This is a genomic window from Rhizobium mesoamericanum STM3625 (genome assembly GCF_000312665.1).
Classification (GTDB): domain Bacteria; phylum Pseudomonadota; class Alphaproteobacteria; order Rhizobiales; family Rhizobiaceae; genus Rhizobium; species Rhizobium mesoamericanum.
Genome location: NZ_HF536778.1, coordinates 361,794 through 372,426 on the forward strand (window position 1 = coordinate 361,794; position 10,633 = coordinate 372,426).

9 protein-coding genes and 5 pseudogenes are annotated in these 10,633 nt (G+C 57.5%); 8 read left to right on the forward strand and 6 right to left on the reverse strand.

Annotation, left to right across the window (positions count from 1 at the left end; all coding sequences use genetic code 11):
* Nucleotides 1-86 precede the first annotated feature (86 nt).
* The 3 genes from BN77_RS30345 to BN77_RS36110 all read right to left on the reverse strand — a co-directional run bounded on the left by BN77_RS30345 (nt 87) and on the right by BN77_RS36110 (nt 2,060).
* Entirely contained in the window at nt 87-992 is a 906-nt protein-coding gene (locus BN77_RS30345; protein ID WP_007539527.1) for a TIR domain-containing protein, read from the reverse strand.
* Nucleotides 989-1,273, reverse strand: coding sequence for a hypothetical protein (locus BN77_RS30350; RefSeq protein WP_007539529.1), 285 nt, complete (start codon nt 1,271-1,273; stop codon nt 989-991). The genes BN77_RS30345 and BN77_RS30350 overlap by 4 nt, the downstream gene beginning before the upstream one ends.
* Before the next feature lie 208 nt (nt 1,274-1,481).
* Nucleotides 1,482-2,060 (reverse strand): MobA/MobL family protein, encoded by a 579-nt coding sequence (locus BN77_RS36110; RefSeq protein ID WP_007539531.1) that lies wholly within the window; start codon nt 2,058-2,060, stop codon nt 1,482-1,484.
* 246 nt (nt 2,061-2,306) lie between these two features.
* Between BN77_RS36110 and BN77_RS30360 the strand changes: the two are divergent.
* From BN77_RS30360 to BN77_RS33105, 4 genes and pseudogenes are all read left to right on the forward strand, one after another.
* Nucleotides 2,307-2,570, forward strand: a pseudogene (locus BN77_RS30360) (mobilization protein); the annotation flags it as partial.
* Nucleotides 2,571-2,713: 143 nt separating this feature from the next.
* Nucleotides 2,714-3,013, forward strand: coding sequence for a hypothetical protein (locus BN77_RS35765; protein WP_007539535.1), 300 nt, complete (start codon nt 2,714-2,716; stop codon nt 3,011-3,013).
* Between the two features lie 23 nt (nt 3,014-3,036).
* A pseudogene (locus tag BN77_RS35770) lies at nt 3,037-3,360 on the forward strand (type IV secretory system conjugative DNA transfer family protein); the annotation flags it as partial.
* A gap of 115 nt (nt 3,361-3,475) precedes the next feature.
* Nucleotides 3,476-3,726 (forward strand): annotated as a pseudogene (locus BN77_RS33105) (WGR domain-containing protein).
* A gap of 52 nt (nt 3,727-3,778) precedes the next feature.
* On the opposite strand, the gene BN77_RS30375 reads toward BN77_RS33105, so the two are convergent.
* Both BN77_RS30375 and BN77_RS36115 read right to left on the reverse strand, forming a co-directional pair.
* Nucleotides 3,779-4,690: an ArdC family protein gene (locus BN77_RS30375; RefSeq protein ID WP_007539539.1), complete on the reverse strand. Its 912-nt coding sequence runs from the start codon at nt 4,688-4,690 to the stop codon at nt 3,779-3,781.
* A gap of 271 nt (nt 4,691-4,961) precedes the next feature.
* A pseudogene (locus BN77_RS36115) lies at nt 4,962-5,071 on the reverse strand (LysR family transcriptional regulator); the annotation flags it as partial.
* A gap of 482 nt (nt 5,072-5,553) precedes the next feature.
* Here BN77_RS36115 and BN77_RS30380 point away from each other — a divergent pair.
* Entirely contained in the window at nt 5,554-7,008 is a 1,455-nt protein-coding gene (locus BN77_RS30380; protein WP_007539541.1) for an ATP-binding protein, read from the forward strand.
* Nucleotides 7,009-7,250: 242 nt separating this feature from the next.
* On the opposite strand, the gene BN77_RS30385 is transcribed toward BN77_RS30380, so the two are convergent.
* On the reverse strand, nt 7,251-8,162 hold the full coding sequence (locus BN77_RS30385) for a LysR family transcriptional regulator (RefSeq protein ID WP_007539542.1): 912 nt from the start codon (nt 8,160-8,162) through the stop codon (nt 7,251-7,253).
* A 96-nt stretch (nt 8,163-8,258) separates the two neighbouring features.
* Here BN77_RS30385 and BN77_RS33110 point away from each other — a divergent pair, with 96 nt between their 5' ends.
* The 3 genes and pseudogenes from BN77_RS33110 to BN77_RS30395 all read left to right on the forward strand — a co-directional run bounded on the left by BN77_RS33110 (nt 8,259) and on the right by BN77_RS30395 (nt 10,505).
* On the forward strand, nt 8,259-8,480 hold the full coding sequence (locus BN77_RS33110) for a helix-turn-helix domain-containing protein (protein ID WP_081593644.1): 222 nt from the start codon (nt 8,259-8,261) through the stop codon (nt 8,478-8,480).
* Nucleotides 8,481-8,809: 329 nt separating this feature from the next.
* Nucleotides 8,810-9,053 (forward strand): annotated as a pseudogene (locus BN77_RS35445) (helix-turn-helix domain-containing protein).
* A gap of 807 nt (nt 9,054-9,860) precedes the next feature.
* Entirely contained in the window at nt 9,861-10,505 is a 645-nt protein-coding gene (locus tag BN77_RS30395) for a DUF2971 domain-containing protein (RefSeq protein ID WP_007539549.1), read from the forward strand.
* The last annotated feature ends 128 nt before the right edge of the window (nt 10,506-10,633 follow it).

Here is a 10,633-nt window from a genome sequence, read left to right on the forward strand (position 1 = left end):
GGATGACGTCTCGCACCATCTCTTGTCGGATAAAGGAGATTTCTGACCTCGGTGCCGGCAAGAAAGCTTTTGTGGCGGTCGTTAAACTAACCGCCTTTGATGAGTTTGTTGAAATCGATGTCATACCCAGCGGCGTCTAGCTCCTTGGCCAGCGAAAGCTTCCAAGCTCCAACTTCGTCCCACGAAACATAAACCGTGCCTACGTAGTCGCTGGGGATCTCGATGTCGCCTTTCAACAGACCGCAGACCTTGTCCCGACCCAGCCTTCCCACGAAATAGCCGAGTTCAAGGATGACGTTTTGCCTGGCGCGTAATCTCTCCTGCGTGTCCTTCTTTGACCTGCCGAAGTCATCTGGCGTCAGGAGAACCACGGCAAACCCAACGTTCCCGTACTTCGCGAGTTTTTCAGGGATGGTCATTCCGCCGCTCGCCTTTTCATGCAGAATGACGGCTTCTAGGCCGAGCTGCTCGATAAAGCGAGCGAGCGTCTCGCGAGGTCCTTCGTCGTGGCCATGCACGATGAAAACCTTGGACTTGTCCGCCGGGCGCATTTCAGTGACAGGCGCTGGTAGGTGCTCCAGAACGTAAGCCTTGTAATCACGCCCGAATGGAATGAGGACGGACTTGGTCATTTTGCGGATCCCCGCGATCAGCTTGTTTCCATCGTGAAACCATTCGTGGCCAAAATTCATGAACCAATCTGGATTTTCCGCGCCCTTCTCGATCAATGTGATCGTAAGACCGAGTTCTTGTGCCTTACCGTCGGGCCACGACAAGCTTGCACTGCCCATCATCGAACTGCCTTGCTCCGAGCCGTTGATGAAGGCTTCAAAGTCTACGGCGCGTTTCAGCGCATCGTTAAGGTCCTTCAGTTCATCGCTCTGAAGCGCTTTCGACAGCTTCCTCAAGGGGCGGTCATAGGTGTTATAGTCAGCCTGCTGAAGATCGAGAATGGCATTGTTCACATCGTTCAAAGCGGACGCGACGGTCATTCCGCGCTCCTCTCAAGCCGTGCCACTGCGGCTCGCTCCAGGATTTGATCGCGAACGCTCTCTTTCAACTGTTTCACGAGGGAAGTGATCCAATCATTTTGCTCGTAGGGAATGGCTTTATGATCAATAGCGTCATGCGCTTCTTGGATGGCCGCCTCAATGCTCGCAGGATCCGTGGGATCGAACGAGACGTTCGCTATCTCGCCATCAATCGCTTGCGAGAAACTCGAAAGCTGGCCGGTCTTCTTCTTGAGTTTGTCAAGTCCGGTGATTTTGAACATTGTTTCGTTCCATATCATCAAGCACTGCATCTGAGTGCGGATTCGACTGGTGGCGGCCGAAAGCCTTCGGGCTCGCTAGTAATACAATTAACCTGGGGGCAAGGCGCGAACCTTGGCGCTAAAGGTCCACAAGCCCGACAAGAAGAGGTCGCCTCCTTTTTTGGGGGAAGGCAACATCGGGGAGTAGCGCAGACCGCCCCTTTTTGGCCTATCGGCAGACCTCGTATATCGCGGTGGCCAGGCTGTTGCTGTTCCAGTTGACCATCACGTTTGCTTGGCGCTCGAGCTCGACCGGTGTTCTTTGCTGGCTGCGCCTCCTGATGCCAATGATCGGCTTGGGGTACATGAACGCGTTGAGCGCCAAGTCGATCTCCGTTTGTATCCAGAAACGATCGTTCACGTACATACCGGCGGGCACGATCACGCAGCTTGCCTGGCGGATTTGCTCTTTCAACCGCGCTTTCAAGACCGAATTTCGGACGGTTTCATTGGGCGCGATGATGGGTTCGTTTCGGGGAACGCTATAGTCCCTGTAGGAGAACCAAGAGAGGTTGCTAGAAGCGATATCCAAATTCCACAGGTCGGACCGCTTCTTTGCCCACTCCGCAGGCATTCCGGTCGGCAGCACGATTTCGGTATGCTCGACACCCTGCTTGTTGGTGAAGTCATTGGTCAGCCCATCCCGCTGGTTTGTGAGGCGTTCAGCCGCCCGGTAGGCGGCCGAGGCTACGGCACTGCGCCCGCCACTGCGAGCGATCGGCTTCATGCTGAAGTGATAGATCGCCAATTCCTACCCTTCCCGCGGATCTGGGCTCCCGCACGCCGAGTTGCGCAGCAACTCGTAAGTGCGCCCTTGTGCCCTCATCGCCTTCGGCTCTTCGGCCCCGGTGGGACTATGCGGCAACGTCCGCGTTCTATTTCTAGGTTTTCGATCGCGTGCTTCTACCCACACATATGCGAGTTGCCGGAGAGCACCCGCTAGGCGACCTTCGTTGCCGTGCAACCTGCGAGCTGGCGGGCCAGTTGGCCGTAGGCTCGGGCGAAAACAAAAGCGGAGATGCGTCTCAGTAAGCAGGAGCGCGCAATCGATACGCGCCGCAAGGTGCTGATTGGAGCACTGGTGCTGCATCGGCTCGAGAATGGCGACCATGCATCATCGTCACGACCCTTTCTCGAATGGCTTCAACGCGAGTTACCGAAGTTCCTCATTCGGGAGGGCGACCGGGAATTGTTCGATGATCTTCTAAAGCCACACGGCCAAGAGCAGTCGCCAAAGGATGACAACATAGCGTCATGATCCGTCCTCGGGAAATCAAGTACGCCGCCACGATATGATGCGCATGGCAGCCCGCGATCCACTATTGGCAGCTGTCGCACTTCTCACCATTCCTCTTCGGACAGCAAAGCGATCTGCTATAGGCAACTTATGCGATCACGGTGATGGGCGCCGCCATCGTTATTCAGTATGTCGGCGAGAGCTTCGGATCCGAGAAAGGCGATCTCATCTCGATGATCGGCAATTGGGTGTTCTCCGCCTTTGCGATCATCCTGCTCATCAGGATGTTGTCGGCCCCTCTGATCCTGCACTTCGGATCGGCGAGCGACGACAGCCACGGATCCGCCCGCTTCGCCGACAAACGTGAAATCGCACCACTCGTTCGCTCACGGCGTGGCCTGCTCATTGGTCGTGATCTGCGCACACAACAGCTGCTTAGATCTGACGAGGCGGCGCACCTCTAACGATGGCGCAGACGCGAAGCGGCAAGGGTGTTGGATTGATGGCGGGCTATGGCGTGCAGCTCTGGACCATTCGTCAAGATGTCCATCAACGGTGCGCGACCCGCGGACATCGCGCTGCTCCATTTCTGTCGAATGCTGGCGTGCTCCAGGTTGGCGTCAACGATCATGGGAGCGCCCGTCTCGTCTCCGACCTCCTCGGTCAGGTGACCGTAATCTTCAAATCAGCGGCACGCGCTATGGACCCGGAAACGTCCGGCTCGTCCTTTGCCGAGCAGCATGTCGAACGTCCTCTTTTGACTCCGGACGGGGTTCGCAATCTGCCCGCGTCCGATGAACTTCTGTTCGTCGGAGTTTGCTTCATTGTTCACTCGGTGATCGCCATAACCAACATGAATCAGTTACGCTCGATTGATTCAGAAAAGTCGTTGGACGCCTCGGACACGACTTTGCGATTGTTCCCTTATGATCGCACAACGCTACCATCTCCGCATTGAGCGCACCGACTTCAAGAGAAACATGGCTCGTTTCTATCAGTTGTCGATCGAGTCGACCCTGTTTGGTGACGTGTCGCTTACCCGCAATTGGGGACGGATCGGAAGACTCGGCCAACAGAGAGTGCACCTCTTCAACAGCGAGAAAGAGGCTGCCGTCCTTTTCCGAGACCGCTTGCTCAGAAGCGTTCCCGCGGCTATCGACCGAACCTTAGAGCCTGAGACTGACCCGGTGCCGGCCTTGCGAGCGGCTCCGTTGAGGGGAAAAGACGGCTCACGCCGTCTCCCCTTCGGGCTGCAGATGGTGCAGGTAGCTGACAGCGCGCTGCGCGTGGCTGGCGGCGGTAAAGATCGCCCGCGTGTCGCTTGAGAGCAGCTTGAGCCAGGCGGCGAGATAGCTCGCATGGTCAGGCCGTGGTTCGAGTTCGGGCACGATGCCGAGATCGGCGCAGAGGAAGCAGCTGCCGAGTTCGGCGATCAGTTCCTCGCGGGCGCGTGCGCTGTTGTCCTTGGCGTAGCGGCTGAGGTCACGATCGAGACGATGCGCGGCCGCCGTCCAGTGGGTCAATTCATGGCTCATGATTGCAGCGTATGATTGTGCGTCGCGGAAGGCTTCGAAGGCCGGCATCTGGATGTGATCGCGGGCCGGTGCGTAGTAGGCCGACGAGCCGCCGTGCCGGATCAGGGCGCCGGTATTGGCAAAGAAGCGGTCGGCATGGCCAATGCGGACGATCGGATCTGGAGCCGGCACAACGGGCCGGCAGCGCTCGCCTAGCCCGTCGATCTGGTCGCAGTTGAAGACGGTGTAGGCTTTCAGAAACGGGATGTCGTGCGTAACCGCCTCGCCGGTGTCGCTGGTTTCGGCCCGCAGGAACGAGCTGGCAAAGACGACGGTGGTGCCGGTCTCGCCCTTGCGCACCGCCGCCCCGAATTCGCGAGCCTGACGGAAGGTCATCCAGGTGGCCGAGGTAAAGCCACGGGCGATCGCCTCCGACCAGAGGATGAGAACGTTGATGCCAGAATAGGGCTCGCCATTGTGGCGCAGCGGCCGGGTGATCCGGTCGCTGGCATAGGCCGTGTTCCAGGGCTGCATCCAGGGTCTGACACCCTGTTCGAGTTCGGCGACGATCTTGTCGGTGATGCGGCTGTAGAGATCGGATCGTTGCTTGGTTGGCTGCCTCGTCATGTTTGACCCTCCGTTTGAGGTCGCGACCATCGCGACCTGCTACGGCGGTCCGCATGCCGGGCTTTTCAGCGCTGGCCCGCACCCGACAGGGCCGGAACGACAGTGGAGGACGGCAACGCCGTTGCGGGCCAGCGCGAGCCCGGCAGGACCAAAAGCCGGGGCAGGACGCGGAGCGCGGCCGGCAGATGGGATGGTCAACGGCAGGCAGACCAATCAAGGATCGGCGGGCGGGCGGCCGAGCAATCACGAGGTCAGTCGAGCACGGCCGCCCTCACCGCCCCGGCCGTGCCAGCGACCGGGCGATATCGACGATGTCGTCGCGCGAGGCGGTCGGATCTTCCCGGTTTCACGCGCCCCAAGCCCGATCCGAAAGTCGATCCCCGCACCTCTTCGCTAAGAGATTGTAATCACGCCGCTTCGTCTCCGAGGAGTCTTACAACAGGCGCTTCGTGCTCTGCCGGGGACGGTGCAAACATGTCGAGTTGTGAAGCCATCACGTTACCCGCGTCTCTCGGTCACAATCGGACACATGACGGCGCTCATCGCGTCATCATCACCGCGGTTCCGACATAACGACGATATTATTCAAACCTAATAGCAGTCTGCATCATATCGTTTTTGTTTGATTTATTTCGGTACTTAATGCCTAAACAATGGCGATCCCGACTAAAGGGGGATAAAACGCGCCTGCGTCATCAGTCGCCCTGCTCCTCTCCCACTGGTTCAAAACCAGGATAAAAACTTTCGCCCGAATCTTGTTATCATCGCATTGTTTTTGCTGGAAAAATTCTTGCAGATTTCCTCGAAAGATCATTACGACAGGGTCGAATCTGATATAAGGGGGATAAAATGAGGACGCGAAAATGCCAATCCATGATCCATGCGCATTGCTCAATCGGTTACTTCAAGAGCCGAACGAAAGTGCCTGGCTGGAATTCAAGGTCAACAACAAGGACCCGCGCGAGATTGGTGAATATGTTTCCGCCCTCGCGAATTCAGCCATGCTGGCTGGCAGGGATCGTGCTTTCCTTGTCTTCGGAGTGGAGGACCACACGAAAAAACGCGTGGGGACTGAACTCCGATTGCAACAGCTAAAGCAAGGGAACGAGGATTTCACCAATTGGCTGAGCCGGATGATCGAGCCGCGTGTCCTCATCGAGGTTCTGGATTTCTCGTGCGACGGTCTTGCATATTCCGTGATTGCCATCGAACCGTCCTATGAACGGCCGGTAAAGTTCAGCGGTACGGAATTCGTCCGGATCGGCGAAAACAAGAAAAAGCTCGCCGAATTTCCCGAGCACGAGCGGGCACTCTGGATAGCCACCGGAAGACGCCGCTTCGAAACAGCTGTTGCTACATCCAACGCGAGCACGGAAGACGTCTTCGCCTTGCTCGATCCAGATCCTATGTTCGATTTGACCGGCGAGCCAAGGCCGAAGAGCCAAGAAGAGGTGATCCGCAAAATGGCGGATCGAAGGTTTGTTCTGGATAATCTTGAAGGCCGGTTCGACATTACCAACCTCGGCGCAATCATGCTGGCCCGCGATGTCACGGCTTTTCCGTCCATCGCCGGGAAAGCCGTTCGCATCGTCAAATATGTCGGCCGTGACAAATCTCGGTCCGACTTCGAACAGGAAGGCAAAAAGGGCTACGCGGTCGGCTTCACCGGCATGATGAAATTCCTGATGGAACGCCTGCCCAAAGACGAACGCTACATCGAGGGAGTGCGACGCATGGTTCCGCACTTCCCGGAAACAGCCATTAGGGAAGTGATTGCCAACGCACTCATCCACCAGGATTTCATGGCGACCGGGGTGGGCCCTGTGGTCGAGATCTATGATAACCGGATTGAGATCAGTAACCCGGGTAACTCTTTGATCAATACCGACCGGATGCTCGACGAACGCCGCTCCCGAAACGAAAAGCTGGCAGCCACGATGCGTTCATTCGGTCTTTGCGAGGAGCGCGGTGGCGGGCTCGACAAGACGCTGATCGAGATTGAAGCGGAGCATCTCCCCGCTCCGGATTTCATCTCGTCCGAGAACTCAATGCGTGTCGTGCTGTTCGCACCCAAAAGCTTCAGTCAGATGTCGAAGGCAGAGAAGATGAGAGCGTGTTTCTTCCACTGCGTTCTGCGCTGGCTAACCCATGACTACATGAGTAATGCGACCCTAAGAGAACGGTTCTCGCTTCCGGCGGAAGAGTATCAGGCAGTATCCACCATTATCGCGGAATCGATCAAACTCGGCCGTATCGCGCCGGCGGACCCGGATCAGGGCAGGAGAAACGCAAGATACGTTCCCTACTGGGCCGTATGAGGCAGAGGCCCTAGCCAAGATGGAATTCGAATTCACATTGGTTGCCTAAATCTCTGGCGAAGCGTTTCTGCAAGCGACTTGCACAGCATGTGGTTTTCTTCCTCCAGCCGAAACAGCTCTGCCATATCGTCGGCAGCCGAAGCAGGAGCAGCTGTCGCGGTAGGGGCGGACTTTGCAGCGCTCGTTTTGCCAACCCGCTTTGCTCCGCGTCGGTCCGTGGTGAGCCACCTTCCGTCGCGTCGCTACCCAACCTTGTTCAGAGCGCCTCGCCCCGGCCGTGCCAGCGACCGGGCGATGTCGACGATGTCGTCGCGCGCGGCGGTCGGATCCTCCCGGTTCCAGGCGACCCCGAGCCCGATCCGAAAGTCGATGCCTCTGACCTTCTTCAGTTCGAAGGCGCGGTTCGGAAGCTCGCGCGTCCATTCCGGGACAAAGCCGATGCCAAGCCCGGCTGCGACGAGCGACACCAAGGACCAGGTGTCGTCACAGCTGTAGGCGATGTTCTTTACCAGGTCGTAGGCCTCGAACTTCTCCTGGAAGTAGCGCTCGGAAAACGACAGGTTCTGCCTGGAAAAGGCGATGAGCTTCTGATCGCTGAGGTCGTCGATGGTGATCTCGTCGCGCTCGGCCAGCGGATTGCCATGGCCGACCGCCAGATAGTAGCGCTCGGAGGCAATCGAGAAGAAGCGCAAGGCGCCGATGTTTTCCACCGGGCGGATGAAGCCGAGATTGATCTGGCCGCTTTCCAGGTTGCGGATGATCTCGCCGGTGTTGCCGGCGGCGATATGGATCTTCACGTCCGGGAACTTGCGGGCGATCTTCGCAAGGAAGGTCGGCAGCATGCCGATGGTGGCCGGATAGACGGTGCCGATCTTGATCTGGCGCATGCGGCTGCCGCCGGCCGCCCGCGTCAGTTCGGTGGTCAGATCGACCTCGCTGAGGATGCGCACACAGCGATCATAGAAGGTTTCCCCTGCCCTGGTCAGTTCCACCCGTCTGGTCGAGCGGATGAACAGCGCACAGCCAAGCTCCCTTTCCAGGGCCATGACATGATTGCTGAGCGCCGGCTGGGCAATCCGCACCCGCGCTGCCGCCCGGCCGAAGTGCAGTTCCTCGGCCACTGCTTTGAAATAGGAGAGTTGGCGGAGTTCCATGAAGACTGTTCTCCTCGCGTAAGCCGCTGAGAGGCACTACCGAGTTACATACTATAGTTGATAAACTTAAAAGATGTAAACGGCGATCTTCCGGGCATGGATATGCGCAAACTGGTTGGCCGTAATTTTGCTCGTCTGCGCCGCGAGAAAGGCCTCACGCAGGAAGACGTCGAGGCGCGCTCTGGCTACAGTCAGCAATATTTGAGTGGCCTTGAGCGCGGGCGACGAAATCCAACTGTGATAACGCTCTACGAATTGGCTCAAGCTCTGGGTGTTAGTCATGTCGACCTCATAGCACCAGATGACGAGCACGCCTGATACTTCGCGTGGCTTGAGCAGGTTCCCGCTCCAGCGTCCTGACATGATTGCTGAGCGCGGCTGGGCAATCTGCATCCTCGCCGCGGCCCGTCGAAGTGCAACTCCTCGGCCACGGTTTTGAAATACGAGGGCTGGCACAGTTCCATGGAGTACGAGTCCGAGCCTCGTTCCGATTTGACGCATGCGCAGTTGCCTCGCGCCGCCTGTCGGAACTAGGTATAGTTTTCTAAAGAATCACTCTTGCACGTGATTGCACTGATTGAACATAAATCGCAACGTCAAGGCGATTTCAACATAGGATAGCGATTTTGTTGCCGATCCAATGCAAGATGGCGCGCACTGCACTTGGCATGAGTGTCAAAGAGCTGGCAGAAGCAGCGTCCGTATCCACGAACACCCCTGGTGCGTTTTGAGCGAGGCGACGAACTGAAGGCAAGAACGGTCAGCGCCATCCGAACAGTGTTGGAAGCGGGAATAGTTTTCATTAACGGCGAATATACTGGCTCAGGTGGCCCCGGAATTCGTCTGAACGACCGCGAAATCAGCGGCGAGCGCGAAGGAGCAGATAGCTAGGTCGCCTTGAAAGGAATCGAACCGTAAACCGATCGCGGGAACTAGCTATGTGTTTGGCAACCGGTGACTTTTCCGTGCGTCGGTACAGCCGGTTCCCCTCGATACATTATGGGATTTTCTTGGCCCAGTACTTGAACAACATAACAAAACGCCGCCGTGACTACGGCGGCCGTAAACCACCGTCGTGCTAGCTACATTGGTATAGGAGTTTTGCCTCCTGCACCGTTGGGAGCTCTTCAGCGCCATAAAGCTGAACAAGAACCCGCGGTCGGCGCTTCTGTTCTCGATCGCGCCAGCGGCGCATTTTCAGGATGCCTCATATTCGATGCCCCTCCAAATCATGGCGGTTGCATGTGCCTGCGCCCGTCATTAGCTGCGATGAGGAAGGAAGTAGTTCTGCCTGTTTCGACGCGCCGGGACTTGCAACAAAGCCGCCGCATCAACTGCACTTCTGCATGGTTCTACTTTACCGAGAATATGGTTCACAACGACTCTGACAAGGCAAGCAACTGACCATGGCTGGCATGCGCGCCGGCAAACGGTCGAAAGGCGGCGCATCAGGCCCAGCGTGAAGTGGTGTTTCCGGTTCCCAGCGGTCGCGGCGGCCAGACCCCGTCATGGCGGTGGTCCGGATCCGCGCGAGATGCCACCGAAACGGCTGCGTCCGCGCAGTCTGGCAACGCCCTATGACCACATCAGCGACCTGAAAGTGAAAACGGGGATTTCAGGTAGAAAGTTTGGATTGTACGATCGAGATCCCGCAGGTTTTCGCGAATCGCGCACTCAAACTCTCATTGGTGGAGCGCCATGCGCCTCTATTATTTCACGACGCAGCAATACGGACTTATGGCCCTTCAGAACCGGCGATTGAAAATCGCCAGAATCAAGGATCTGAACGACCCTTTCGAACTGCTCGGCTGGAACCTCCGCGATCGCGAAACGCGGGAAAAGCTGAAGAGGTGGAAGTCCGAGCGAAATGACGAGTTCGGGATCCTGTGCATGAGCCACAAATGGTCACACCCGCTCTTGTGGGGGCACTATGCGGAAAAGCACAAAGGGATGGCCCTCGGGTTCGATGTCCCCGAGAGCGATGTTTTTCTCAAGGTCAATTACTGCCGAAGGCGGGTCCCGGCCCCGGCGGGTCGGAAACTCGTTGAGCGGGATCTCGACAGTCTGCTCCTCTCCAAATTCACGGCCTGGAAGTATGAGACGGAGTACCGCTGCTTTTGCTCGCTGAACGACAGCATTCGCGACGGCGAGCACTATTTCGAGCCATTCTCCGACACGCTCAGGCTGAAGGAGGTGGTCGTCGGCGATCAGGCCACGATCAGTCGCCAAGGACTGGCGGATGCGCTTGGCGCTTTCGGTGACGGTATCGCCTCCTTCAAGGCTCGTCCGGCGTTCGGCTCGTTCCGCGTGGTTAGAAACCGCGATTCCAGGCTCTGGAAGTGAAGGACCGGCTGGTTAAGCCGGTCGGATCACAAATCGACCCACCTCGATGGCTCGACAGAATGCGCTGGCAAACATCCTAGAAGTCCGAGAAATCCAGCGACACGAGAACCTTGCGAAGATCGATCTTT

What these genes read in the sequence shown, in the direction of transcription:
- BN77_RS30345 (WP_007539527.1), bottom strand. Translation starts at nt 992, where the DNA reads ATGACCGTCGCGTCCGCTTTGAACGATGTGAACAATGCCATTCTCGAT.
- BN77_RS30350 (WP_007539529.1), bottom strand. Translation starts at nt 1,273, where the DNA reads ATGTTCAAAATCACCGGACTTGACAAACTCAAGAAGAAGACCGGCCAG.
- BN77_RS35765 (WP_007539535.1), top strand. Translation starts at nt 2,714, where the DNA reads ATGGGCGCCGCCATCGTTATTCAGTATGTCGGCGAGAGCTTCGGATCC.
- BN77_RS30375 (WP_007539539.1), bottom strand. Translation starts at nt 4,690, where the DNA reads ATGACGAGGCAGCCAACCAAGCAACGATCCGATCTCTACAGCCGCATC.
- BN77_RS30380 (WP_007539541.1), top strand. Translation starts at nt 5,554, where the DNA reads ATGCCAATCCATGATCCATGCGCATTGCTCAATCGGTTACTTCAAGAG.
- BN77_RS30385 (WP_007539542.1), bottom strand. Translation starts at nt 8,162, where the DNA reads ATGGAACTCCGCCAACTCTCCTATTTCAAAGCAGTGGCCGAGGAACTG.
- BN77_RS33110 (WP_081593644.1), top strand. Translation starts at nt 8,259, where the DNA reads ATGGATATGCGCAAACTGGTTGGCCGTAATTTTGCTCGTCTGCGCCGC.
- BN77_RS30395 (WP_007539549.1), top strand. Translation starts at nt 9,861, where the DNA reads ATGCGCCTCTATTATTTCACGACGCAGCAATACGGACTTATGGCCCTT.